The sequence below is a fragment of the Chryseobacterium sp. NRRL B-14798 genome (assembly GCF_050470705.1).
Taxonomy (GTDB): domain Bacteria; phylum Bacteroidota; class Bacteroidia; order Flavobacteriales; family Weeksellaceae; genus Chryseobacterium; species Chryseobacterium cupriresistens.
In genome coordinates this window covers 315404-340741 of record NZ_JBFLUL010000005.1, presented here as the reverse complement: position 1 = coordinate 340741, position 25338 = coordinate 315404, and the positions used below count along the sequence as shown (strand labels likewise).

22 protein-coding genes are annotated in these 25338 nt (G+C 37.4%); 4 read left to right on the top strand and 18 right to left on the bottom strand.

Features of this window, described 5'->3' with window-relative positions:
• Positions 1-3 precede the first annotated feature (3 nt).
• The 9 genes from AB1278_RS01990 to AB1278_RS01950 all read right to left on the bottom strand — a co-directional run bounded on the left by AB1278_RS01990 (position 4) and on the right by AB1278_RS01950 (position 11453).
• Positions 4-1434 carry a hypothetical protein gene (locus AB1278_RS01990; protein ID WP_429812072.1) on the bottom strand — a complete coding sequence of 477 codons (1431 nt, stop codon included), beginning with the start codon at positions 1432-1434 and terminating at the stop codon, positions 4-6.
• Entirely contained in the window at positions 1368-2780 is a 1413-nt protein-coding gene (locus AB1278_RS01985) for a hypothetical protein (protein WP_429812069.1), read from the bottom strand. The genes AB1278_RS01990 and AB1278_RS01985 overlap by 67 nt, the downstream gene beginning before the upstream one ends.
• 10 nt (positions 2781-2790) lie before the next feature.
• Positions 2791-4437, bottom strand: a complete 1647-nt coding sequence (locus tag AB1278_RS01980) for a T9SS type A sorting domain-containing protein (RefSeq protein ID WP_429812066.1) — start codon at positions 4435-4437, stop codon at positions 2791-2793.
• An 825-nt stretch (positions 4438-5262) separates the two neighbouring features.
• Complete coding sequence (locus AB1278_RS01975) at positions 5263-6912, bottom strand: DNA repair protein RecN (RefSeq protein WP_429812063.1); 1650 nt, start codon at positions 6910-6912, stop codon at positions 5263-5265.
• 175 nt (positions 6913-7087) lie between these two features.
• The gene (locus tag AB1278_RS01970) at positions 7088-7993 is read right to left on the bottom strand and encodes a DUF4835 family protein (RefSeq protein WP_202840088.1); all 906 of its coding nucleotides are present in this window, start codon (positions 7991-7993) and stop codon (positions 7088-7090) included.
• A 36-nt stretch (positions 7994-8029) separates the two neighbouring features.
• Positions 8030-9235 (bottom strand): bifunctional phosphopantothenoylcysteine decarboxylase/phosphopantothenate--cysteine ligase CoaBC, encoded by a 1206-nt coding sequence (coaBC, locus tag AB1278_RS01965; protein ID WP_429812060.1) that lies wholly within the window; start codon positions 9233-9235, stop codon positions 8030-8032.
• Between the two features lie 123 nt (positions 9236-9358).
• Positions 9359-9682, bottom strand: coding sequence for a DNA-directed RNA polymerase subunit omega (locus AB1278_RS01960; RefSeq protein ID WP_029298198.1), 324 nt, complete (start codon positions 9680-9682; stop codon positions 9359-9361).
• Between the two features lie 42 nt (positions 9683-9724).
• Positions 9725-10720, bottom strand: coding sequence for an outer membrane protein assembly factor BamD (locus AB1278_RS01955; protein WP_110011530.1), 996 nt, complete (start codon positions 10718-10720; stop codon positions 9725-9727).
• A gap of 103 nt (positions 10721-10823) precedes the next feature.
• Complete coding sequence (locus tag AB1278_RS01950) at positions 10824-11453, bottom strand: TetR/AcrR family transcriptional regulator (RefSeq protein WP_034692722.1); 630 nt, start codon at positions 11451-11453, stop codon at positions 10824-10826.
• 96 nt (positions 11454-11549) lie between these two features.
• Here AB1278_RS01950 and AB1278_RS01945 point away from each other — a divergent pair, with 96 nt between their 5' ends.
• From AB1278_RS01945 to AB1278_RS01930, 4 genes are all read left to right on the top strand, one after another.
• A complete protein-coding gene (locus AB1278_RS01945; protein ID WP_429812056.1) occupies positions 11550-12176 on the top strand; it encodes a TatD family hydrolase in 627 nt (208 codons plus the stop codon).
• Positions 12169-12900 carry a tRNA threonylcarbamoyladenosine dehydratase gene (locus AB1278_RS01940; RefSeq protein ID WP_411414552.1) on the top strand — a complete coding sequence of 244 codons (732 nt, stop codon included), beginning with the start codon at positions 12169-12171 and terminating at the stop codon, positions 12898-12900. The genes AB1278_RS01945 and AB1278_RS01940 overlap by 8 nt, the downstream gene beginning before the upstream one ends.
• The gene (gene rnpA / locus AB1278_RS01935; RefSeq protein ID WP_202840091.1) at positions 12900-13271 is read left to right on the top strand and encodes a ribonuclease P protein component; all 372 of its coding nucleotides are present in this window, start codon (positions 12900-12902) and stop codon (positions 13269-13271) included. The genes AB1278_RS01940 and rnpA overlap by 1 nt, the downstream gene beginning before the upstream one ends.
• 241 nt (positions 13272-13512) lie before the next feature.
• Positions 13513-14121 (top strand): DUF4126 domain-containing protein, encoded by a 609-nt coding sequence (locus tag AB1278_RS01930; RefSeq protein WP_330744446.1) that lies wholly within the window; start codon positions 13513-13515, stop codon positions 14119-14121.
• Between the two features lie 39 nt (positions 14122-14160).
• Here the strand turns inward: AB1278_RS01930 and AB1278_RS01925 are convergent, their stop codons facing one another.
• The 9 genes from AB1278_RS01925 to lysA all read right to left on the bottom strand — a co-directional run bounded on the left by AB1278_RS01925 (position 14161) and on the right by lysA (position 25318).
• Positions 14161-16299 carry a hypothetical protein gene (locus tag AB1278_RS01925; RefSeq protein WP_429812053.1) on the bottom strand — a complete coding sequence of 713 codons (2139 nt, stop codon included), beginning with the start codon at positions 16297-16299 and terminating at the stop codon, positions 14161-14163.
• Between the two features lies 1 nt (position 16300).
• Complete coding sequence (locus AB1278_RS01920) at positions 16301-16852, bottom strand: LptE family protein (RefSeq protein ID WP_110011536.1); 552 nt, start codon at positions 16850-16852, stop codon at positions 16301-16303.
• Entirely contained in the window at positions 16842-17546 is a 705-nt protein-coding gene (locus AB1278_RS01915; protein ID WP_429812050.1) for a hypothetical protein, read from the bottom strand. The genes AB1278_RS01920 and AB1278_RS01915 overlap by 11 nt, the downstream gene beginning before the upstream one ends.
• A 13-nt stretch (positions 17547-17559) precedes the next feature.
• Complete coding sequence (locus tag AB1278_RS01910) at positions 17560-18849, bottom strand: sigma-54 interaction domain-containing protein (protein WP_202840099.1); 1290 nt, start codon at positions 18847-18849, stop codon at positions 17560-17562.
• Between the two features lie 36 nt (positions 18850-18885).
• Positions 18886-19683, bottom strand: a complete 798-nt coding sequence (locus AB1278_RS01905; RefSeq protein ID WP_202840101.1) for a hypothetical protein — start codon at positions 19681-19683, stop codon at positions 18886-18888.
• 227 nt (positions 19684-19910) lie between these two features.
• A complete protein-coding gene (gene miaB / locus AB1278_RS01900) occupies positions 19911-21347 on the bottom strand; it encodes a tRNA (N6-isopentenyl adenosine(37)-C2)-methylthiotransferase MiaB (RefSeq protein WP_202840103.1) in 1437 nt (478 codons plus the stop codon).
• Positions 21348-21524: 177 nt separating this feature from the next.
• Complete coding sequence (locus AB1278_RS01895) at positions 21525-22007, bottom strand: energy transducer TonB (protein ID WP_238349615.1); 483 nt, start codon at positions 22005-22007, stop codon at positions 21525-21527.
• 130 nt (positions 22008-22137) lie between these two features.
• Positions 22138-23871: a thiamine pyrophosphate-dependent enzyme gene (locus tag AB1278_RS01890; protein ID WP_429812047.1), complete on the bottom strand. Its 1734-nt coding sequence runs from the start codon at positions 23869-23871 to the stop codon at positions 22138-22140.
• A gap of 244 nt (positions 23872-24115) precedes the next feature.
• A complete protein-coding gene (gene lysA, locus AB1278_RS01885) occupies positions 24116-25318 on the bottom strand; it encodes a diaminopimelate decarboxylase (protein ID WP_170872057.1) in 1203 nt (400 codons plus the stop codon).
• Positions 25319-25338 lie beyond the last annotated feature (20 nt).

Below are 25338 nucleotides of genomic sequence, written 5' to 3'. Positions count from 1 at the left end.
TGTTTAGTTTTTATAGTGGTATTGATATTCTTTCAGGGTTACTCCATTCATATCTACAATTTTTTGTAGCCTGTTCTGGTCATCATACTTATAAATTGCCCTGATCCCATTGGGCGGGGTTGTTGTTGTTATTCCAATGAGTGGATCATAAGTTTTGGTGGTCATCTGAAAGTCTTTCAATGCAGTTGTTTTCCTGAAATTATCCAATGCTGTAAGGAGTGCCGGTTCATTGGCCGGGTTTTGAGCATCCGCATTGGAAGCATCTATAATAGCCTGAACATAAGAGGAAACCTGGGCATATGTTGCGCCTTCTATTTTAGCAATAGGCTGTGTTTTGTCATAACCATAGATCACGGTTGTTGATATTCCCGCAGGAGAAGTAAACTGAATGGCATTTCCCTTTTCATCATACAAATCTATGGTGGCTGTTTTTTGTGCAGTATTCCCGATATTGGAAGTCATAACGGCGGTAGGGCGCGTGGAAGCCGGGTTCGTAAACCTGGTTTCTGTACGGGAAACAAGCTTACCATCGGTCTTTTCCTCTATAACAACAGGAATATTAAGGATATGGGCCGCGGCAAGATTGGCATATCCAGTCTCAGGATAGGTATAGAATTGTTCTATGGTATTTCCATCCACTACTTTTTTAGTAGAAGCCACATCAAAATTGAACACGTTAAAATTGGTTTCAGACTGTTCTTCAATACTTTGATTGTTATCAAAATAACTGGTGGAAGTAACAGAAGATTTTTTGAGCCATGCCGGTTTGGAAGTTAACGTGTTATTGCTCCAAAGCAGATAATCCTGGGCTCCGGGAATTTCTTCAAAAGTATAGCTATTCTGCTCAGAAACCAGAAGTTTATTCTGTGCATTATACACTTCTTTTTTATCTAATAATCCACCGCTTGTTAAAGAATAATAAGGCCAGTAACTTCCATTTTTAGGATAATCATCAGGATTTTTATAATAGTATTTCACATGCCCGTTATTGTTATCAGCTTCGGTTATTTTAACGTTTTTATATACTGGATAACTGTCTGCATTAATATCCGATTCCGGAGAGAATAAAACGCCCGATGAGGTTTGGGCATCTCCAAAAGTATTGTATTCGTATTTTGTGGTTTTTACAGGCGTTATATCAGTAATACTATTGTAATATTTAATACTGGCTACCCTTATACCACCTCCTGTAACGGTATTGGGAAAAGGCTGTGCAATATGTTCTATTCCGAAGAATTGTGCCATACCTCTTCCTCCGGATCCTGTTACCATAAAGGTATAATTTCCGGGAGACAGATCATATTCCGCTACCTGATACTGGGAAGATCCACAGACATTTCCGTAAATAAATCCATCATTGTTCTTAATCACATACCCGACAGTAGTAGGAGTGTTGGGATCCCAATATGGCGGGGCAGGAAACAATTCATCCACTCCAAAGACAAGGTATACTTTTTAGGCTGTGTTCCTGAAATGGTAAACGTATAATTAGCAGCCTGTTTGGTATTGTACTGTAATTCCCGGAAGGTATTAATATACTGTACCACCGGATCTATAAAGCGATCGCCGCTCAAAATAGAATTAACATAATTCGGCTCATTGCGATTCTTGTAAAATTGATTGGATTCAAAGGTATATTCTATGACTCCTTTGGCTGGAGTGATTACTTTTTTTAAGATACTCCGAACCGGTGGTGGTGGTGCGGTATACCACCATTGATCACATAAAGCAGCCGGTGTCATCCCATAAGAAGGAGTAGCAGCAGAATAATCACCATATTCAAATTCAGTTGTTTCAGAAACGGCCTCATTTTTATCCAGTTTTTTAAGCTTTATGAGAGTTCTCTTTGAACCTGTATACTCAAAAGAATATCCCGAAATAAGGTGGTTGTAATTATCCTTTAAAGTAACTTTCTGGATCTGATACGGATCATTCATCGTATTTTCTTTAGATGAATCGTATACGTATGCAAATTCTATTTTTCCAAACCCGGGAGAAGAAATTGTTTTTAGCTTACAGGTTTCGTAGAGTACCGTAGTATTGTTATTTTTATACTTTGTATCTTTCTGATAAGAAAATTGAGCAAGCTCTATATTATTGGCATCTTTAATCTGTGTCAAGAAGAATGCTGATTTGTAAAGTTTACCTCCCGTGGATTCCAGTTGCTGCTGGCGGTTACTTCTGCTGTAATCATTAAAATAATATTTGATTCCTTTGACATCGGTTATTGTAAATGATTCAAGAATAAGCGTTGCAGTATTACTTGAACGGGTATACTCAATTTTAATTTTATTGGAAGAAAGATTAACGAGTTCAAAAGTATTGGTATCAAGGTTTCTTTTAAACTTGAATTTGCCGGAAATTCCCGGAAGGTTATAATAATAAATATCATCAAAACCATTCTTGTAATAATAAGGACGGCTTGCATCATCATACATTTCGTCAATGTCATACTCTATACTTCTTGAAATCACAGCTCCGGCAAATAAAGACCATCCGGCACCTACCTGGCTGGCTGGTTCGCTTTCGGAAACATTCATAGGGTTGTAAGATAAGCCTGCGTTTAAGCTCATCCCGCTGTTATAAGTTGGTAATCCTAACAAAGGAAATGAAATATCAGGAAGACCGGTTGCGTTGGAAATCGGAGTATTAGCATAGGTAGCAAGAGAGGAAACGGAGGGCACAGGTCTGGAAAAATCTCCGAAATTAATTTCCTGCTGGGCATACAGCTGCCCTATACCGGCAACAAGAATTGCAAGTGAAATCATAGTTTTTTTCATGATCTTGTGTTTATTTCTTAATTAATTTGGCATTTGCCGTTTTATTGTTATCCGTTTTTATCGTCACCAGATAAGCCCCCTGAACCAAAGCCTGGGTGTTGATCTTAGTCACTTTATTCCTTGTTTTAATACTCTGAAGCTGTCTTCCACTCATATCATATAAGAGAATTTCTGCATCCTTAAAACCCTGTCCTGAGCCTGTCGAAGGATCAAAACCGATTTCCACATAAGCATAATCTGAAACAGGGTTTGGATAGATCTTGATGTCGTATTTCTCGATTAACTGATCAACCTGTTTATCTCCCAGTTTCACAATCTTCCAGTTTTCTTTACCTAGCTCCTCTGCACTGGTTCCAGCCAGAATAATAGAACCGTCTCTGTTAAGCTTTAAATCAGAAAGTCTTTCTTCCTTTTTTCTGGATTCTCCTTTGACGTGTTTTCTCCACTGCTCATTTCCGTCTTGGTCAAGATAGAGCATCCAGAAGGTCTCATCATCGGTTTCTACTCTTCCTTCTGCCTGAGTGTAACCTCCCAATAAGATTCCTTTGGAAGATTTATCATCTGCTGAATGAAGAACGCTCATTCCCATCAGGATATCACGGTTCTTGAAATTGTAGGATTTCTGCCACTGTTCATCGCCTCTTTCATTTAAAGAAATCAGCCAAAGGTCTGTTCCTTCTTCCAATCCAACAGTTTTATTCCCTGATCTTTCTGATCTGGATTCTCCGCCGATAATAAAACCATTTGAAGTTAAAGCCAGCGTTCTGATATGATCATCTCCCTTACCTCCAAAGTTCTTTTCCCATTCTATTTTTCCGTTTTTGTCGAGCTTTACAATCCAGTAATCGCCTTCACCGAAATTGTCGCTCTGCTTTGAGGTTGCAGATAACAGGTTATAGGTTGCAGGTTCATCAGTCGAAGTATTAGTGTTGATCTTTGATTGCTGATTATTCGTTTTAACAGATGAACTCCTCGAATAAATTCCCAATAGCGCTCCGCCGTCTTTCGTTGGAATCATCTTCTCTACTTCGTCTAACCCTTTTCCTCCTAAAATCAATTGTGATAATTCTTTTCCGTCTTTGTCTAATCGGGTAATTAAAACATCTTTGGAACCATAGCCTTTGGATGAGTTTTGGACATTCCCTGCAACAAAAAATCCTAAGTCTGTAATTTGGATAACAGCTCTGGCTTCTTCATCAGAAGAACTTCCCAACGTTTTCTGCCATAGTTCATCACCAAATTCATTGATTCTGATCAGCCAAAAATCTGAACCTCCTTTGGAATCCTCTTTTTTGTCCAATCCTTTTCCAGAATAAGAAGTTCCTGCCAAAAGAAATCCGCCATCCTGCGTGGTAACAGTAGCAGACAGATAATCATGGTTTTGTCCTGAGAAATATTTCTCCCAAACTTCTTGTCCCTGCTGGTTCAGTTTTACTAAATGAAAATCGTAACCGTTATTTTGCTTACTGCCTGAAGCCTGTTGCTTATTGCTTTGAATAGAGCTTCCTGTGATCAGATACTGCTGATCAATGGTTGTCGTGACCTGGCTCAGAAAATCCTGGGTAGAGGATTGTATGTCTTTCTGCCATACCACTTCCTGCGCAGATGCGCCCAATGCTGTGCATAGAATGAATGCACTGAGAGAGATTTTTTTCATTCCTGTGTTTATTTAAGTTGACATTGTTATTATGATAGATCATGGTTAGATCCGGTTCTTTTTAATCCTTATCCGTTCCTGAGAATCAGATCCCTTTACAGGATAAAGAATATTTCAAATATAATATTCTTTGGATGCAAAGATTAGTGTATTTCACATGCATAAAAATCTATCTGAATTTGTACATACGAATGTGATTTTTAAATATTTAGAAATAATTGAAGAATATACACCGAATGGATGTAATCGAATAAAAATTTCATAGTTATTGTTTTTTAGCCATAATGGACCCGTTTATAAAAACCCGACAAATTTAACATTTTTTAACATAATTATGTGAATATTGCTTTAACTTAATACAAAAATATTCTCTCAAAGCGACAGAACATGTCGTATTAAAAATACATTTTCACTACTGCAAAAAAAATATAGTATTGAAACATGACTGAGTGATAAAAGTATCAATACATTGAAAATTTCAATATTTCCGGCATGAATTAACAGGTCGCTCCTACGGAGCTTTATGGGCTACGGGGATTTCATTTTTCTATTAACAGCAGATCCCGATGGGACCAGATTAATCTCCACTGGAAGCTAACAGTTAACAGGACGTATTTGTTTTAAAATTATAACACCGAAGTAGCGACCTGCTAATTATGCGTTACATTGAGATGCTGAAAAAATGAAATCCAGCAAAAAGATGCAGCAATAGAAGCTTTGAAAAAGAATTGAAGAGTCAGGGAAATAGTAAATCCTTCGACAGCCTCAGGATGACATCGCTAATACTAATAGTTTGATGAGAAATCGGGTTTATAACTGGCTGAATTAGCCTATTAATTCTTTCGCCTGTGCCAGCGCTGCTTCCGTAATTTTGCTTCCGGAAAGCAACTGGGCAATCTCGTTCAGTTTTTCTTCACTGCTCAAAGGAATAATAGTAGATTGTGTTCTGCCGGAAATATCCTGTTTCACCACTTTGTAATTATCATTTCCTTTGGCTGCGACCTGTGCAAGATGGGAAATAACAATCAATTGCATGTCTTCAGACATTTCGCGCATCAGATTTCCGATCTCTTCAGCTACTTTTCCTGAAACTCCGGTGTCTATTTCGTCAAGAATCAAGGTTGGCAGTTCATCACTTTCTGCAATAATCTTCTTTACGGCAAGCATTACTCTTGATCTTTCTCCTCCGGAAATGGCCGTTTGGATCGGTTTTAAAGGGAAACCGGAGTTGGCCTGAAACAACAGCTGGATATTTTCTTTCCCAAACGGGTTGAATTCATCTGCATCGTATAATTCTATATCCACTTTTGCCTTTTCGAGACCTAGCTTTTTAAGAAGTCCTTCTGCTTTTTTGATGAAAACAGGAACATTCTTGTGTCTGTTCTTTGAAAGTTTTGCAGCAAGGCTTTGAAGTGTTTTTTCTTTTTGAGAGATATTTTCTTCTGTTTCTTCAATCTGTAATTCCAGATCCGAAGCTCCTCTCTGGTCTCCGGCCAGCTGATTTCTGATCTCAATCAGTTCATTAAGATCTGAAACATTATGTTTAAGGAATAAGGCATTGATTTTATTATTAAGATCGGTAAGGTAGATCAGGTTTTCAGGATTAATTTCCACTCTTTCCGCTTCATGTTCCAGTTCGGAAATGATGTCTTTAAGCTCTACAAAGGTGGTTTCCAGCCTTTCATCTAGTTCTGCGAAACTCGTAGAAACTTCGGAAATTTTTGACAGTTTGTTGGTCGCTTCGTTAAAGAATGACAGAATTCCTATTTCCTCCTGATGAAATCTGGATAAGATCTGGCCTACATTTTCAGAGATCATTCCCGCATTTTCCTGAATGGAAAGCTGGTTCTGAACATCTTCAAAATCAACATCATCAAGCTTAAGCTCTTCCAGTTCGTTGAGCAAAAATTCTTTATAATCGCTTTCTTTATTAGATTCTGAAAGTTGGGTCTTTAATTTTTTCAACAACAATTTCAGCGTTTGAAACTCAGAAAATTCCTGTTGATACTCTTCAATGATTTTTTTATTTTCAGAAAGTCCGTCGATAATTTTAAACTGGTATTCTGAAGTAAAAAGATTGGATGTTTCAAATTGGGAATGGATATCGATCAGTTGTGAGGAAAGCTCTCTAAGAATATCCAGCGTTACCGGCACATCATTGATAAATGCCCGCGATTTCCCTGAAGGAAGTATTTCTCTTCGGATAATAGTCTGCAGCTCATAGTCCAGGTCGTTCTCTATAAAGAATTTTTTAAACTGGTTATTGAGGGAAAACTCGGTTTCCACCACACTTTTTTCTTCAGCTTTGGCGATTGATTTTACATCTGCTCTTTCACCTAAAATAAGCCTGAGAGCACCTAAGATGATCGATTTACCCGCCCCGGTTTCTCCGGTAATGACCTGTAAACCATTCTTCAATGATACTTCAAGGGTATCAATCAGGGCAAAGTTTTTAATGTAAATTCTCGAAAGCATTGATAATCCGGGTTATAATCCAATTTGAGTTTGAACTGTAAAAATAAGTTTTTTTTCCATTCTTCTCCGATTAAATTAAAGCATAATTAGCAGGCAGTGGTTGTTAGTGAAGGAACAAAATGTTTTTTTGACTCTTGAATAATCAACCGCCCATCTTCAATGTATCCACCAATTTTTAGACCTTCCATTTATTCCACTTATTATCTATATTCTTCGGTGAGAGGATGATCATTGTTTGCTTAAGATCATTTAGAATCAGCCCTCCATTATTCCCGGAATTGAAAATATTGAAAATTTCATCGCTTTTGGTATCCATGAAAAGATTAAAGAAGAATGCCTGCTGGAAATTATTCTCATACATTTTTAATTGCATCAGTGCATCGAAAATGACTTTTTTCCCGGCAGTCTGATCCTGGTTGAAAAGGTTATCCAGACCTGCTCTGTGATAGGTATAAATGGTGGAACGTAACTGATTCCAATTAGGGTTCATAATTTCGTTGATCAAAATAGAACGGCTTCTCGGCTCATTGATAGTGTTCCAGCCTTCATAGTTCCTGTTTTGGGAATTCTGTGCAATCTGCTGCGCTTTCGCATACCATTGTGATCCTCCCATAGACTGGAAGCTATCTGCATCCAGACCCAAAACAACATAAATATAGAAACTGACCACATCCGTAAGATTCTTGCCGGAGAACTGTCTTTCATTAAAAATAAGACTTTCATTCTCAATATATTCAAAGCCAAATCTCTGATCCTGAAGATTAATTAAAGGAGATTCGTAGGTTGTATTGTACACAGGTCTTACTGCCTGAATCACAATCGTTCCTTTGAATTTGTTAACATCTCTTTCCGAAATAACAATAGAAAAAGCACATTTTATTTTTTCAAAATTCTGAAGTCTTTTACCGGTCCAGCTGGTGTTATTGATAAAATCCCTGAGACTTTTCTCCAACGCTTTATAGGCCTGCTGGTTACTTCCTCCCAGCTGATTGGCGTTTACCTGCACCGTTGCCAGCAGCTCCTGAGAAAAACTTTGGGTGTATAGAAATAACAGAAAAAATAAACTTATAATTTTTTTCATTGTCTATTAAAAATTGAGAACGGAAATTTATTAAAATTATTTTAAAAGTTGAGTCTCAACAAAATTGAGAATATCTTTCGCTACATCATCCTTGGATTTCAGATTGAATTCTTTCTTCTCTGTTCTGGTAAATATTTTGATTTTATTGGTATCATTTTTAAAACCGGCTCCTTCATCACGCAGAGAGTTCAGAACAATCATATCCAGGTTTTTCTTTTCCAATTTTCCTTTGGCATTTTCTTCTTCATTTTGCGTTTCCAAGGCAAATCCTACCAAAAACTGATGGGTTTTCTTTTCACCCATTGTTTTAAGAATATCGGGATTCTTAACCAGCTCTATCGTCAGGTTTTCATCGTTTTTCTTGATTTTCTCCTTAGCCACTTCTTTGGGAGCATAATCCGCTACTGCCGCACTGGCAATTCCGATGTCTATGGTGTCGTAAAATTCAAATACTTTGGCCAGCATTTCCTTGGCTGAAGTCACTTTATGAACTTCAACATTCGGATTGTTTATAGTCTGAGAACTTGGACCGGAAATCAGAATAACTTTTGCTCCTCTTTTTGAAGCTTCTTCTGCCAGAGAAAATCCCATTTTACCGGATGAATGGTTTCCGATGAATCTTACAGGATCTATCGCTTCATAGGTAGGTCCTGCAGTAATTAAAACCGTTTTTCCTTCAAGGCTTCGGAATTGGATATCCGAATTAAAATAATGTTCAACAGCATTAAAAATTGTTGCCGGCTCTGCCATTCTTCCCTGCCCGATCAGTCCACTGGCAAGCTCTCCGTTTTCCGCCGGAATAATAATATGTCCGAAGCTTTCCGCCTGCTCCAGATTTTTTTGGGTAGAATGGTGTGCATACATATCAAGGTCCATTGCAGGCGCAATGAATACCGGACATTTTGCAGACATATAGGTTGCAATAACGAGATTATCACACATCCCGTGAACCATTTTAGACAGCGTATTGGCCGTACATGGGGCAACAATCATAACATCTGCCCACAGAGCCATATCCACATGGCTGTTCCATGTTCCGTTATCACTGTAAAAATCCGAATACACCGGTTTTTTGGATAATGTAGACAGACTTAGTTTCGTCACAAAGTTTTCTGTATCAGGAGTCATAATAACCTGTACTTCGGCACCTTTTTTCACAAAATCCCTGATCAGAAAGTGGATTTTATATGCCGCAATTCCTCCGGAGACAGCGATAAGTATTTTTTTACCGGAAACACTCATTAAGTTCTAATTTTTGGAAACACTAAAGTACTTATTTTTTCCCACACAATGAGGTTTTAAAACAACAAAGGTCATAAAAGAAGTGAATTCCTTTATGACCTTGATTTATTAAAACACAGAAGATTACTTTCTTTCTTCTGTTTTTCTGAAATAAACATCTCCGTTTAACCATTCTTCAATAGCAATTGAAGTTGGCTTTGGAAGCTTTTCGTAATGTTTAGAGATCTCAATTTGTTCTCTGTTTTCGAAAACCTCTTCTAATGTAGAATTGTGAACGGCAAATTCATCCAGTTTGTTGTGAAGCTCCGTACGGATCTCCGCATTGATCTGCTCTGCTCTCTTTCCCATGATAACAATAGCTTCATAGATTGAACCTACTTTATCTTCAATCTTATCTTTATCGTAAGTAATTGTATTTACTTCTGCTTTTGTATCTTTTACACTCATTTTGAGAAAATTATTTTTATTTTAAGATGGCAAATTTACGAATTATCTTTGAATTTTGAAAGTCGCTGCCGGCGGAGGTGTTTTAAGTGCTGCACTGTCCCTCTGTAACTGCATTGCTTTCTTTTCATTGCTGATCTGATCTTTGATCTGCTGGTCAGCTTTATCCTTATCAGCCAGTTTTTCAGCTTCTTTTTTCTGTCTTGCCGTTAAAGCCGCCATTCTGGCTTCAGTTTGTTTTTTAACAACTGCGAAGTTTTGTTTTTCTTTTTCCAGTTTTTCTCTAAGATCTGTTGCAGTTTTAGAATATTCTGTATTAGGAAGCTCTTTCTCTACAAGCTTTGTATACGTAAGCGCGCTCTCAATACGTTCATCTTTAAGATTATAAACAGATTTCATCGCCAGTTCATAACGTGCTTTCATGATATAATCATAAATTTTTGAACGAAGCTTTGTACTTGGAAAATCTTCCAGCACATTATCAAATGCTACGTTTGCTGCTTTATACTCACCCATTTTGTAGTATTGTCTTGCATTTTCATAAGCTTTAAATTCCAGCTTATAAGACAATTCATCAATTAATTGGCTGATATTCTTAGATCTTTCAGAGTTGGGATAATTGTTCAGGAATTCCTGAAGCTCATTAATGGCCAATTCTGTACTCGACTGATCCAGGTTGTAATCCATAGAACCTTCATAGTAGCATAAAGCAGACATATATGCTGCTTCTTCTGCTCTCGGGTCTTTTGGAAAACTTACTGCAAAATTCTTAAACTGGTGTCCTGCCAGCTTATAACTTTTGTCATAATAGTTGGCATAAGCTGTATTGAAACCTACGTTAGGAAAATCATCTGTTCCCGCCACAAGATTGGCAAGTCTGTCGTAAAGAGCCAATGCATTTTTCCATTTTTTCTTGGCAAAATTTTCATTAGCTGCCTTTAAGATAAATTCTTTATCAGCACTTCTCATTGCTCTCTCCTGCTGACTTACACAAGATGTAATCACCGCTACAGCAAAAAGACCTAAAATATATTTTTTCATATATAAAATTCAACAGTTTTCGGATTATACAGCCGATTTACTAATTTGCAAAAATATAACTTTTTTGCCAATAGATTTTTTTTTATGAATATTTAACGTAATTTTAGTCTGCAGCGTATCCCAAAATAGCAAAAACACTTAATAAAAGATTCATTCTCACCTTTTTCTCAGCTTCTTTGGCATAGGTTTCCTCATTTTTGCTCGGAACATAGAGTTCATAGAAATTTTTATTCCTGATGACAAATAAAGTGGATCCGATGATCATGGTAAGAATATCTTCAGGTTTGGGTGTAAAAGTAAAAACACCTGATGCAACACCTTTCTTAATGACTTCATCCAGTTTTTTCACGAATAGCTGATAGAAATCCAGCAGTTCATCTTTAAGATTCTCCGTATGACGAAGCTCCTGGGTTACAAAACCATGGAAATAATTATACTTGAAAAGCTGAGAAACGATGTACTTGATCATTTCCCGCAGCTGCATTTCAGGTTTACCTTCTTTGATGGTATCCGCAAATTCTGAAAAATTCTCTCTTGTTTTCAATACTCTGTACTGATAGAGATAAGACATCATTTTCTCTTTAGAACCGAAGTAATAAGAAATCATGGCGACGTTGATATTCGCTTTAGAACAAATATCTCTTACAGAAGTTCCCTCATATCCTTTCTTCGCGATAAGCTCTTCTGCAATATCCAGTATGTGAATCTGTTTTTCTGTAAATTTTTTTTTCATGAAGTGTACTTTGAGTAAAGTTAAGAAATTTTTAACACATTTATAAACGATCGTTTAATAATTTTAGATTAAATCTGAAATTGCTTACTTTTGGATATGGAATTTTTTGATTTTCATCATCATAAGAAATATATCAGAAATGGAATTTATAATCTGAACATAGAGCAAATTCCTCCTGACTCTCCTTATTCTATCGGAATTCATCCCCAGGATATTGATGTTGCCCATCTCGAACAACAGTTTTCATGGATGGAAGACACAATGTTTCAAAACTGTTTTGCTATCGGTGAATGTGGTTTGGATTCTTTGGTTTCTATTGATCAGAAAATCCAGGAAGAAGTTTTTTTAAGACAGATAAAGATGGCCAATGAAGTCGAAAAACCTATGATCATTCATTGTGTCAGAAAATTTTATGAGGTCATTTCTTTGGGGAAGAAGGCCGGACAGCCCATGATCATTCATGGTTTTAATAAAAAACGTCAAATTGCAGAAGATCTTCTTGCCAATAATTTTTACCTGAGTTTTGGAAAAGCTGTTTTGTATAATTTATCTTTGCAGGATATTGTGAAAAACACTCCATTAAACAAATTCTTTTTAGAAACTGACAATGAAGACTTTAATATCGGAGAATTGTACCTTAAAGTTTCGGAAATAAAAGAAATTTCTCTGGGGCAACTTAATGAACAAATTTTAGAAAATTTACATACAATAAAAAATGGATAAATACTGGCTGGAAAGGACTGAACTTTTGATAAAGGAAGATGGATTGGATAAGCTCATCAAGGCCAATGTGCTTGTAGTAGGCTTAGGAGGAGTAGGTTCTTTTGCTGCAGAATTTCTTGCCAGGGCCGGCGTAGGAAATATGACCATAGTGGATGGAGACACCATAGATATTACAAATATCAACAGACAGCTTCCTGCCTTACATTCTACTGTTGGCAAACATAAAGTAGAGGTTGTAGCTGAAAGGCTTCTTGATATCAATCCACAACTTAATTTAATCAGGATCAATGAGTTTCTGAATCCTGAGAGAATGGATGAAATCCTTGATTCCGGAAAGTTTGATTATGTACTTGACTGTATTGACAGTGTAACGCCAAAAATCTGTTTAATAAAAGCTGCCAGAAGAAGAAAGATCAAGATTGTAAGTTCTATGGGAGCCGGAGGAAAAACAGATCCGAGTATGGTGATGGTAAGGGATATCAGTAAAACCCACAACTGTTTCCTTGCAAAACAGGTAAGAAAAAGGCTTAAGAAAGAAAAAATCAATAAAGGAATCAGATGTGTGTTCTCCAATGAAATTCAAAAGGAGGAAAGCTTAAAAATGACTGACGGAAGCAATTTCAAAAAATCATTCTATGGTACCATTAGCTTTATTCCTGCAATTTTCGGATTGTATGCAGCCGCTGAAGTGATTAATCATTTAGTGAAAAAGATGAAAGATTAATGCAGAACTTCAAATATCCAAGAGCGGAAAAGCTCAAAAAAAACACGGAAATCAGTTTGCTTTTTGAGAAAGGCAAATGGAGAACGAGTGGAAATCTAAGGATCATTGTTCTGAAAGATAAACCTAACCTTCCGGTAGAAGCTGCAAGATTCGGAGTTTCTGTTTCTAAAAGATATTTTAAAAGAGCTGTGCACAGGAATCGCATCAAGAGGCTGCTGAGAGAATGTTACCGCCTGAATAAAGATCTTTTCAGGCAGGCCTTTGGAGAAAAATCTATGGCAATGCTGTTTTGGGTTTCTTCTGAGATGCCACCGAAATTCCAGGACGTGGAGGCACAGTTCATCAAGCTTTGTGAAGCTCAAAAAAAGTAATCATCTATTCTGATGAAATAATATAGAACTGTGAGGCATTTTCTTACAGTTCTTTTTATTTCCCACAGATCGCACAGATTGTCACAGATAAAATCTTCTTTTTACTTTCTGGCAAATCACAAATAGTAAAGCTCAAAACCTCGTACCCCGCATCCCGTATCTGGAACTCTAAAATCAACAACGCTCCAAATATCATATAGTTTTTGTATTTTTAGGGAAAACAATAAATCTGAAAATTAATATGTTAGACAATGTTCCCTATTTTTCTTATATAATCAGTGCTTTTATCGGTATTGGACTGGCGGCAGCTACAGGTTTCCGGGTGTTTCTCCCTATGTTTGTTGTAAGCCTTGCCTCTTATTTTAACTGGATTCCGATGAATGAGCATTTTGAATGGCTTGCTGGTCTCCCTACGCTTATTACAACAGGAATAGCTACTGTTATTGAGATCCTCGCTTACTACATCCCTTTTGTTGATCATTTACTGGATACTGTTTCCATACCTATGGCAACTGTTGCTGGTTCCATATTATTTGCCAGTCAGTTTGCTGAACTTGGAACTTTTCCACAATGGGCACTGGCATTGATTGCCGGAGGAGGTACCGCTGCTACGATCAGCTCCGGATTTGCAGGAATAAGGGCTGCCTCTACTGCTACTACAGGAGGTTTGGGAAATTCCATGGTAGGAACAACGGAGACGGCAGGTGCCGGTATAATGTCTGTTCTTGCGATGGCAGCACCGGTTATCGCCGCAATATTTGCCATCATTACATTAATTGTTGTTATCGTATTTGGACGAAAGGCCTGGAAAAAAATAAGAAGTAGTAAAAGTAGTTCTCAGAAATTATAAAATAAAAAGGTACTGTTTTTATCAGTACCTTTTTATTTTTTAGTTTTTACTTCTGAAGTCCTTGATATCCTGAATTTTGGATTCAAAATATTCTTTTTTCTCAGGACTCTTTTTGATTAATATTTCAAACGCCTTTATTGCCTTTGTATAGAGTTTCTGTTCAAAATAAAGATTAGCTAATGTCTCCGTCATCAAATGCGAGATATCATCATTCTTTTCTTTTACAACATAGGTACTTTCTTCCTTTAGCTGACTGATTCTGGGATTGTTCTCAATAAAGGTTTCAATAGCCTTTTCTTTGATTTCGGCTTTGTCCTTTACTGTTTCTTCTGTTCTGTCAATCTTAAGCCAGCTCTGCCATGTATTGATAAAACCCGGAACATTACTGTCTATTGATGATTGAGTGGTATTTTTCATAGTAACCTCCTGTACTTTTTCTACAGCTTCCTGTTTCTTTTCTTCAACCTTAAGGGTAGAAATATCGGTTCCAAAGAAAGAAACATTCATTACAGGAACATCTTCATTTACTGTTTCTGTTTCCGTTTTTTCTTCCTGAGCTGATTCAACCGGAGCAGAATGATCCTTTTCAACTTCAGAATTTTCTGCTATTGGTAAAACTTCTTCCTGAGCAGTTTCTTCAATAATTTCATTTGTCTCACCTGATTTGGACTCCACGGTAGTCACTTCCGGCTCTGCAACAGTTACAGCTTCTGTTTCCTGAGTTTTAATTTCAGGGGTTGATGCTTTTTCTGCTTTACTGATCAATGAATCTGGTAAATGGGATTCCACACTCATTGGCTTCCATGCAGTCTGCACTTCAGCTGTTTCCTGTATTTTTTCTTCTGCAATTTCTGATGTAACATCCTCGATTACAGATGGTTGATTTTCAACAACTTCTTCCTTTACAGGCTCTTCTTTTATTTCTTCAGGTTTTTCTTCACTGGTTGACCAGAAATGGAAACTTTGGGTATCAGCGAAGCTAATTTCATGATCTTCAGAAGCTTCCGGCTCGACTTTTTCTTCCTGAACAACAGGCTTAGCCTCCTTCATTTTCTTTTCAACTTCTTCAATAAGGCGTCTCATCTCTTCCTCATGTTTATTTACATTGGATTGAGATACTTCAGCTGTTTCAGAAATCTCCTCGTTGTTGGCCTGGATTTTAACTTCCGGCATAAACGATTCTGTTCCATGGAAGCTTACTTCCGCATCAGATAATTTCGCTGAAGGCGCTTCTTCATTACCATTTTCTTCTTCTTTTTCAAGAGAAATCTGATCTTCGTCAATGATGGTTTCCGGTGTAAAGTTTTCTCCGGCGTTCTCTTCTGCTGCAACTTGTATTTCTTCTTGCTGAACAGGTTCTTCCTCAGAAACAGTTTCCGTTTTATGTGCTGTTGATTCAGCTTTTACAGGTTCTTCTGCTACCGCCTCTTCAATATGTAGTTCCGGTGCTAAAGGGACTACTTCATGGAAGCTGACATTCTCTTCTTCCTCAATCTTTTCTTCCTCTTTTTCTGAAGAAATCTGCTCTTCGTGAATGATGGTTTCCCGTGTAAAGTTCTCTCCTCCATTTTCATCACCCTGAGTCTGTATGGATGCTGCTTCCTCCTTAACCTGTTCTTCAACTACAGTATCTGTCTTTTGTGTTACCAGAGTTCCTGATTCAAGGGTAGATTCAATATCGATGGTCTCAGAATTTACTTCATCCAGGAAGTTTTCTTCTCCTTCAAATAAAATTCTGTTTCGTTCACCTTTTACATAAATAGGCTTAGCTTCCTGTGAGATTGGTAATACACAAGTATTTTCTTTTTCTTCCGATGGCTTTTCCAAAGAAATATCTTCTTCTCTTTTAATAGGGAAAGATTTTGCCTTTGGAGCTAATTGAGCAGGCTTTTCGATTGTTGCAAAAGGTTTCTTCTCTTCAACAATTTCCGGTTTGGGCTCTTGTTTGATCTTCCCGTTAATCAACTGATACAGAATTTTCTTATCAGTAGTATACGCAGCTGTTGTAGAAAGCTCTTTCTGATAGTTTTCTTTTTCGTACAGATGCACGCCATACAGGTGAAGTGCCCTGATATTCTGAATATAAGGAAAAGTGTGAATCTCTTCTTTCAAAAGACCAAGGTCTTCAGACTGAATATTTTTCGGATTTTTTATTAATTCTAAAACTCTCGGATTCATCTTACCAGTTCGCTACAATGTCGTTAAATATCTTGTTAATAATTCTATCTGTTACCAGTTTTACCTGCTGGTCTTCGATCTGACTTAAGGATACATCACTGTTGAAAGCGGCTTCATCAGAATACGTTCTGTCAAAACTTGCATCCGGATGGATTTTATTTTCATAATGTACCTTTACCGTAATCGTAAGTTTATTCTGTGCCTGTTGAATCACTCCACCAGAAGGGTTGGTCTGGGTATTGGAGCTGATGGTGGTAGGCGTAATGGAATAGTCTGTAATTTCTCCTTCAATCAGGATATCCGGATTTTCTTTCGTTCCCTTCAAAGTTGTTCTTTGAAGGAATCTGTTTTGTATTGCTGTAGAAAACTGTTGTGATAATGCAGGATTTACCAGCGGTGCATTATTGGGAAATTCATTGATCTGAACTGTTTTCTCATCTGTAAGAGACGATCCCGTAAAACTGTAGCATGAATTTAAAACTCCCAGCAACGCAAAGAGCATTCCCGTAAATAATGATTGTTTCAGGCTTATATTTTTAATTTTAAAATCCATCTTTAAATCCGATTTCCGTAATTTCATCATACTCAATTTGTTGAATAGCATCTTCATAAGCAAAATAATTTGCTGTATATAAGAATGGTAAGGTAAGAAAAATTCCTATCCCGCAGGCAATAATCCCAATCTGAGCCAAAATACTTACTACTACAGAGAAAAGGAAGATTGACAATAGATTTCCTTTGGTCATTATTTTTGAAATAACCCAGGCTTCTTTTACTTCCCTGATGCCTTTAAGACTGATTAATGGTATGATATAAAAACCCTTTAATACAAAGTAATATATCGCTCCAATCAATAAAAACATATAGGGAAACACAAAAAATGCTACCATTGGATTGGGTTCATTACCCTCAGATAAAGCACCTGATATACCCAGCACAGCAAATAAAGGAATGTAAAGCAGTAAAACACCTCCGAAAACAATTAACTGCAGCATAAAATAAGGCATAAAATCTTTAAAATCAAAGATATCTCCGGGACTTGCCGGCTGGTTTCTGTTCAGCCTTTGAAGGTATTTGTATAAATTACCCATTGCTAATATTCCGCAGAACGGAATGATCGACATGATAAAGCACATGAAAAATGCTACAAAAATATTTCCGAAATCTTTCTTTAAAAGTTCGAAACCTTTATTAATATATTCTCCGAGTTTAAAATTGATCGGCTTAGGTGTTAAATTGACTTTCATTATTTATGTTGTGCTAATCTTCCAGGTTATATTGTTTTATTTTTCTGTATAAAGTTCTTTGTGAGATTCCCAGTTCATCTGCAGCTCTGTTTCTACGTCCTTTGTGCTTTTCCAAAGCCTTGATAATCAAATCTTTTTCATTATTCTGAAGAGAAAGTGATTCCGGTCTGTTTTCTTCAATTTCGATATCTTCAATATCTTCATAGCTGTCATCAGGATTTGAAATAATCGTAGGAGTCTGAACGGCCGGTGTATCATTATTATTTTCAAAATATAACATCGACCCGGAATTCACTTGTGACTGACTATCAGAAGTGTAAATTCTGTTGATCAGATTTTTCTCATGATTGCTCAGATCTGCTGTACCTCTGTTCTTGATCAGTTCCGAAGTTAAGGATTTTAAATCATTAATATCATTCCTCATATCGAACAGGATTTTATACATGATTTCCCTTTCGCTTCCGAAATCGCTCTGCTTGGGAGTACTTTGAGTATTTACGACCATTGGGAGATGGGTTTCCATCGGAATATACTCGGCAAGTTTTTCAGCAGTAATATTTCTGTTTCTTTCCACAACGGTCATCTGCTCTACTAAATTTCTTAGCTGGCGGACGTTCCCCGGGAAAGAATAACTTTCTATATAGTGAACAGCACTCTGCTCCAGCTCCAGTTCCGGCATTCTGTATTTTTCAGCAAAATCTATTGCAAATTTTCTGAATAACAAATGGATATCTCCTTTTCTTTCTCTCAAAGGAGGCATATCAATCTGAACAGTATTCAAACGGTAATACAAATCCTCACGGAACCTTCCGTCATGGATGGCTTTCATCATATTAACGTTGGTAGCTGCCACAATCCTCACATTGGTTTTCTGCACCTGTGAAGAACCTACTTTCATAAATTCACCACTTTCCAGCACTCTTAAAAGACGTACCTGAGTCTGCAGGGGAAGTTCTCCTACCTCATCCAAAAAGATGGTTCCGCCGTCTGCCACTTCAAAATATCCTTTTCTTGTAGCTGTAGCTCCTGTAAAAGCTCCCTTTTCGTGCCCGAATAGCTCAGAGTCTATGGTTCCTTCCGGAATGGCTCCACAGTTTACCACGATATAAGGCTGATGTTTTCTTCTGGATTCTGAATGAATGATTTTCGGAATAAATTCTTTTCCCACCCCACTTTCTCCAATCACAAGTACAGAGATATCTGTGGGTGCAACCTGGATAGATTTTTCCAGGGCACGATTGAGTGCAGGAAAGTTTCCGATAATTCCGAAACGGTTTTTTATGTTTTGTAGCTCGTTGCTCATAAGTAAATTTTTGATTATTGATTGAATGTTAATCTTCTACAGCACTTCAACCTGTTGTGTGTAGACCTTGTTAAATTGATGAGTGCAGACAGCTTTCAAGGTCTTTCCTTCATCATACGTTTGCAGGGCTAACATGTTTAAATCCAAATAATCTTTGTTTCTGATCTTAGAAACTTTACTTTTAAAGTATGTATTCTCAGCAAAGCCGTACCCTTTGCTTTGTTTTTCAAAATTTTCCAGGGCTTTGTCATATCTTCCCAGCTCAAGATAGGTAATTCCCAGCTGATAATGATCAAACATTCCCTTCGCATAACCTCTGGCAGCCAGAAGCCTTTCTATAATCCCAGCTGCTTTTTCTTTCTGTCCTGAAGCACTGTAGGACATCGCTCTTACTAAGTCCGTACTATAGTCTCCGTTTTGAGACCTTCCTAAGTCTCCAGGCTCATATATATTTAAACCTTCTAAATCCTGAATTGCACTTCTATAGCCTCTCAGAAACTGAAACTTTGTCCAGCCTCTGTAACCAGGGTGCATCCCGGGATCTAAGGTAACTGCTTTATCTATTAGAATCTTCCAGGTTACAAAATCTCCGTTTTTAAGATATGGAACGGCTTTTTCCATATATACATGAGAGAAATCAGAAGACAATTCAGTGGTTTTGTCAAAGCCTTCCTGAGATTCTGCGAAACTTTGTAAATCTGAAGCCCAGTTGTATAACTCACAAGCTTTTTTGCAGTTCTCACCCTCTACTGCATTACAGTTGACCTGTGCAATAGTATTGGTGTAAACGATAAGTAACAAAAAGCTAAGGTAATACCTCTGAAACTTTTCCATTTTCAATTTTATAGGTTAAATCCTGATAATAATCTACTTTTAAACCTTTTATCTCTTCCGGCATCCAGCCTTCGAGTGATTTTGTAAACTGCGTAACAATTTACTAAAAATCTTACGGTAATATACCCGTTGATTTTTTTTAGAATATATATTTTCTTTTTAAATTTTTCAGTGATAGCATCTTTTCGCTTGTCTGTCCAAATTCCTTTGGACCCTGAAACTTAATTTTATTCAACTGTTCTCCCTAAAAGTGTGCCTTGCGTATTGTCATACACAAAAACGTTCACAATGTCACCTATTTTCTGTCCTTCCAGTTTATCGAAGACACATACGGCATTCTGAGAGTTTCTTCCTTTCCACTGGTTTTTATTTTTCTTGGAAATTCCTTCAATCAGAATCTGATGCTCTCTTCCAACATAGGATTTCATTCTTTGTTTTGAAAGCTCTCCCTGAAGGGCAATAACCTCAGCAAGACGTCTCTGCTTCACATCAGCCGGAATATTGTCTTCCATTTTCTTGTGAGCAGGAGTTCCCGGCCTTTCTGAGTACGCAAACATATAACCGTAGTCATATTCCACTTCTCTCATCAGACTCAAGGTATCCTGGTGGTCTTCTTCTGTTTCATTACAGAATCCTACGATCATATCCTGTGAAAATGCTACTTCCGGAACAATTTCTTTTGCTTTTCTGATCAGATCAAGATATTCTTCACGGGTATGTTGTCTGTTCATCGCTTCCAGCATATTATTGCTTCCGCTTTGTACAGGAAGATGTACATATTTACAGATGTTGTCATGTTTTGCCATCATTCTGAATACGTCCAGACTCATATCCTGAGGGTTGGAAGTAGAGAATCTGATTCTCAGCTCAGGAACAGCTTTAGCTACCAGATCAAGCAATTGCGCAAAATTTACGGCTGTTGCTTTCTGCATTTCAGATGCTTTGGCAAAATCTTTTTTAGGACCTCCTCCATACCAAAGGTAAGAGTCTACGTTTTGTCCTAAAAGGGTAATTTCTTTATATCCGTTATTGGCAAGATCTTTACATTCTTCAATAATAGAGTGTGGATCACGGCTTCTTTCTCTTCCTCTGGTAAATGGAACCACACAGAATGTACACATATTATCACAACCTCTTGTAATGGTAACAAAAGCGGTAACACCGTTTCCTCCTAAACGGACAGGATTGATATCGGCATACGTCTCTTCTTTGGAAAGAATAACGTTGATGGCATCTCTTCCATCGTCAGTTTCTTTCAAAAGGTTCGGTAAGTCTCTGTAGGCATCAGGACCTACAACAAGATCTACCAATTGTTCTTCTTCTAAAAACTTGGTTTTCAATCTTTCTGCCATACATCCCAGAACACCAACCGTCATATTCGGTCTTTCTTTTTTAAGATTTTTGAACTGAGAAAGACGCATTCTTACGGTCTGTTCCGCTTTTTCGCGGATGGAGCATGTATTTAAAAGAATCAGGTCGGCTTCTTCAACTTTCATCGTTGTATTATACCCCTGTTCATTAAGAATGGATGCAACAATTTCAGAGTCAGAGAAATTCATCTGACAGCCATAGCTTTCTAAAAACAGTTTTTTAGAGTTCTCCGGTCTTTCTGCAATAGCAAAAGCTTCGCCCTGTTTTGTTTCGTCTATATATTTTTCCTGCACGATAATCGATTTAAGATTCGTAATTTAAAATTACGAACGAATAAGTTTGCAAAGATACAAAATATTGTGACAGAATGTCAGCGCTATTATTTTAACAAAATCATAAATTGAAAAAGTATTGGAATTCTCTCATTGAGCCTCCCATTACTTTAATTTTAAAAAAGAAAACTAATAATCCTAATCGATATCTGCAGACATTGAAGAAAAGTTCATTTTAACTTTAATCTGTGAGGCTACTGGCTTCCCGTTACAAGACGCCGGAATCCAGTTTCTCTTTATCCTTCTTACGACGTACTGCATATCGTCAAAGAAAACTTCGCTGTTGGTCACCTTAGGCATTCCTTTCACATCTGTTACTTTTCCCTTTTCATCAAGCACTAAGGTAAAGGTAAAATCTCCCGTCAAAGCATAGAAATCAGAATTCAGGTACGCATACATATATCGGTTCAGGATATCTTTGTAGGCTGCAACACCTCCTTCAAAAGCAGCGGGTTTAAAATCATTACATTTTACAGCAACCTGCATAAAGGGTTCTTTAATATCTATTTTTAAAAGATTTTTATTACTCTCTCTGATAAAAGAATCATCCCTTTCTTCCTGATCCTGCGCCAGTGAAAAATTCATTGCACATAAAGCCAAAAATAAAAATATAGTTCTCATGCTTGTTTCCTAATAATAAACAAAGGTAAATATTTAGCTTATGTATAAAAAAGAAAAACTTCACGCCAAGCATGAAGTTTTATATATAGTTTCTGAATATCAGACAACTGTCTTATTATTTCTTTTCTTATTATAGCAGGCCTTTGATATGTTTATAATTGGTCTTTACGGTTTCAAAAACCTCATCCATTTTACCTCCAAGCATGAGCTGAGCCATAGACTTGGTCATTCCCATAATCTGATCAAATTCAACCTTCGGAGGAAGAGCCAGCGCATTGGGATTGGTGAAAATATTCAGAAGATAAGGTCCGTTGTGATCCAGACATTCTTTGATGGCACTTTCTACTTCTTCAGGAAGATGAACATTTTTTCCCGGATAGCCCATCGCATGTGCTACCATGGCAAAATCCGGGTTAATCATATCGGTTTCATTATCTGGCATCCCGCCAACTTCCATTTCCAGTTTTACCATTCCCAACGTTCTGTTGTTGAAAACAATTAGTTTCACAGGAAGTTTATACTGAAAAATAGTAGCCATATCCCCCAAAAGCATGGATAGTCCACCGTCTCCACATAGGGCAATCACCTGTTTCTCAGGATGAGCTAAAGCTGCTCCGATTGCCATTGGCATTGCGTTAGCCATTGATCCATGATTGAATGAACCCAGCATTTTCCTTTCGCCTGTTCCTGTAATAAATCTTGCTCCCCATACACAGCACATTCCGGTGTCTACCGTAAAAATAGCATCATGCTTAGCAAGTTTGTCTAAAGTATGGGCCACATATTCCGGCTGAATAGCATTCTCTTTTCCAGAATCTTTCACATACTCCAACTGGCTTTCTTTCACTTTATCATAAAATGCCAGCTGCTCGTTCAGGAAATGAACATCAGTTTTTTCGTCAAGTAACGGCAATAATGCTTTGATGGTTTCTTTGACATCTCCGGCAAGTCCTAGTTCGAGTTTTGCTCTTCTTCCTAATCTTTCAGGACTTTCATCAATCTGGACGATTTTATTTTTTACAGGCATAAATTTCTGATAAGGGAAATCCGTCCCTAAAAGAATAACAAGATCAGCTTCGTGCATGGCATGATAGGCCGAAGGAAATCCTAACAGACCTGTAAGCCCTACCTCATTGGGATTATTGGGCTGAATAGCCATTTTCCCGCGGAATGAATATCCTACAGGTGCCTTTAACAGCTTTGACAAAGCGATCACCTCATCACGTGCTTCAGCAGCACCAATTCCGCAATAGATTGTTACTTTGTTACTGTTATTTATCAGTGTTGACAGGCTTTTCAACTCGTCATCCGATGGTCTTATCACAGGATTGGTTTTAAAAATCTGGGTGGAGGTAGAGCCTTCTTCGGCATCCAGCTCAGAAACATCTCCCGGAAGACCTATGACCGCAACTCCTTTTTTGGATATAGCATGCTGAATAGCAGTCTGCACAGTTCTCTGCACCTGCTCCGGCCGGGTAATCATTTGATTATAATAGCTGCAGTCATCAAACAGCTTTATCGTATTGGTTTCCTGAAAGTAATCCATGCCCATTTCATCACTGGGAATGGTGGAGGCAATCACCAGCATAGGAACATGGGAGCGATGAGCTTCATACACTCCATTGATCAAATGAACGTGTCCGGGGCCGCAGCTTCCGGCACAAACTGCCAAACCATCAAGCTCAGCCTCTGCTGCTGCGGCATAAGCCCCTACTTCTTCGTGTCTTACATGAATCCATTGGATGCTGCTTTTTTTAACGGCAATATTCAGATGATTGAGACTGTCGCCGGTTACTGCATAAATTCTTTTCACATTGGCATTTTCGAGCATTTCAACAATCTGCTCTGCTATGTTTTTTGCCATAATTAGTCTGTTTTGGTGGTTATTTTTTGGTGAAAATAGTATTTGAGAAGAAGAAAATCTTCCTATCTCTATCAAATTTAACTAATAAAGTTGAGACTCCATCCCTAACTCGATGTTAAAAAATTGTAATTTAATTTTGATTCTATTGAAACCTCACGGGTTTTGAAAACCCGTGAGGTTTCATTTCCATGTAAAACAAAACAGCCACCAAAAAGGCAGCTGCTTATATCATATGTTTCGGATTTTACATTACTATTTCAATCTGATTTCTCAACAAATCTTCAAACTCGTCTCTTTTACGGATCAAATGAGCTTTTCCGTCTAAGAATAATACTTCTGCTGGCTTTAATCTAGAATTGAAGTTTGAACTCATTTCAAAACCGTAAGCTCCTGCATTATGGAAAGCAAGAATATCTCCTTCTCTTACCTCATTCAGTTTTCTGTCCCATGCGAACGTATCTGTTTCGCAGATATTTCCTACTACCGTATAAATTCTTTCTGCACCTTTTGGATTGGACAGGTTTTCAATCATATGGTAAGAATCATAGAACATTGGGCGGATCAGATGATTAAATCCGGAATTCACTCCAACAAAAACAGTAGCTGTTGTCTGCTTGATCACATTAGCTTTCACTAATAAATATCCACTTTTCCCCACCAGGAATTTTCCAGGCTCAAACCATAATTCGAATTTTTTTCCTGTAGATTTTGAAAATTCAGAAATTACTTTCTCTACTTTTTTACCTAATGTTTTCACATCAGTTTCTTCTTCACTATCCTGGTAAGGGATTTTGAATCCGCTTCCCATATCCAGATATTTCAGGTTCGGGAAATGCTCAGAAAGCTCCAGCATAATCTCCAAAGCCTGAAGGAATACATCCGGATCTTTTATTTCACTTCCCGTGTGCATGTGAAGACCTTCAACATTAAGGTTGGTACTCTTCATCACTCTTTCGATGTGACGAACCTGGTGAATAGAAATCCCGAATTTACTGTCGATGTGCCCAGTTGAAATCTTATAGTTACCTCCTGCAAAAATATGCGGATTGATTCTTACTAAAATCGGATAGGTATTTCCGTATTTATTCCCGAATTGCTCAAGAATAGAAATGTTATCAATGTTAATATGAACACCAAAAGTCATTGCTTCCTCTATTTCAGCAAGGTCAACACAGTTGGGTGTAAATAATATCTTTTCTTTCGAAAATCCTGCCTTTAATCCCAGCTTAACTTCGTTGATAGATACACAATCCAAAGATGCACCCAAATTCTTGACATACTTAAGAATATTGATATTGGTCAAGGCCTTCGCTGCGTAGAAGAACTTAGTATGTTTTAAAAATGAAGAAGTAAGTTTTTCGTATTGAATTTTGATGGATTCAGCATCATAAACATACACCGGTGTGCCAAACTCATTGGCAATCTTTAATAATTCTTTTGAATTCATAATTTCATTTTAACATAAAA

Bases quoted from the DNA above. Each gene is read 5' to 3' on its own strand.
- AB1278_RS01985 (WP_429812069.1), bottom strand. From the start codon at position 2,780: ATGAAAAAAACTATGATTTCACTTGCAATTCTTGTTGCCGGTATAGGG.
- AB1278_RS01980 (WP_429812066.1), bottom strand. From the start codon at position 4,437: ATGAAAAAAATCTCTCTCAGTGCATTCATTCTATGCACAGCATTGGGC.
- AB1278_RS01975 (WP_429812063.1), bottom strand. From the start codon at position 6,912: ATGCTTTCGAGAATTTACATTAAAAACTTTGCCCTGATTGATACCCTT.
- AB1278_RS01970 (WP_202840088.1), bottom strand. From the start codon at position 7,993: ATGAAAAAAATTATAAGTTTATTTTTTCTGTTATTTCTATACACCCAA.
- coaBC (WP_429812060.1), bottom strand. From the start codon at position 9,235: ATGAGTGTTTCCGGTAAAAAAATACTTATCGCTGTCTCCGGAGGAATT.
- AB1278_RS01960 (WP_029298198.1), bottom strand. From the start codon at position 9,682: ATGAGTGTAAAAGATACAAAAGCAGAAGTAAATACAATTACTTACGAT.
- AB1278_RS01955 (WP_110011530.1), bottom strand. From the start codon at position 10,720: ATGAAAAAATATATTTTAGGTCTTTTTGCTGTAGCGGTGATTACATCT.
- AB1278_RS01950 (WP_034692722.1), bottom strand. From the start codon at position 11,453: ATGAAAAAAAAATTTACAGAAAAACAGATTCACATACTGGATATTGCA.
- AB1278_RS01945 (WP_429812056.1), top strand. From the start codon at position 11,550: ATGGAATTTTTTGATTTTCATCATCATAAGAAATATATCAGAAATGGA.
- AB1278_RS01940 (WP_411414552.1), top strand. From the start codon at position 12,169: ATGGATAAATACTGGCTGGAAAGGACTGAACTTTTGATAAAGGAAGAT.
- rnpA (WP_202840091.1), top strand. From the start codon at position 12,900: ATGCAGAACTTCAAATATCCAAGAGCGGAAAAGCTCAAAAAAAACACG.
- AB1278_RS01930 (WP_330744446.1), top strand. From the start codon at position 13,513: ATGTTAGACAATGTTCCCTATTTTTCTTATATAATCAGTGCTTTTATC.
- AB1278_RS01925 (WP_429812053.1), bottom strand. From the start codon at position 16,299: ATGAATCCGAGAGTTTTAGAATTAATAAAAAATCCGAAAAATATTCAG.
- AB1278_RS01920 (WP_110011536.1), bottom strand. From the start codon at position 16,852: ATGGATTTTAAAATTAAAAATATAAGCCTGAAACAATCATTATTTACG.
- AB1278_RS01915 (WP_429812050.1), bottom strand. From the start codon at position 17,546: ATGAAAGTCAATTTAACACCTAAGCCGATCAATTTTAAACTCGGAGAA.
- AB1278_RS01910 (WP_202840099.1), bottom strand. From the start codon at position 18,849: ATGAGCAACGAGCTACAAAACATAAAAAACCGTTTCGGAATTATCGGA.
- AB1278_RS01905 (WP_202840101.1), bottom strand. From the start codon at position 19,683: ATGGAAAAGTTTCAGAGGTATTACCTTAGCTTTTTGTTACTTATCGTT.
- AB1278_RS01895 (WP_238349615.1), bottom strand. From the start codon at position 22,007: ATGAGAACTATATTTTTATTTTTGGCTTTATGTGCAATGAATTTTTCA.
- AB1278_RS01890 (WP_429812047.1), bottom strand. From the start codon at position 23,871: ATGGCAAAAAACATAGCAGAGCAGATTGTTGAAATGCTCGAAAATGCC.
- lysA (WP_170872057.1), bottom strand. From the start codon at position 25,318: ATGAATTCAAAAGAATTATTAAAGATTGCCAATGAGTTTGGCACACCG.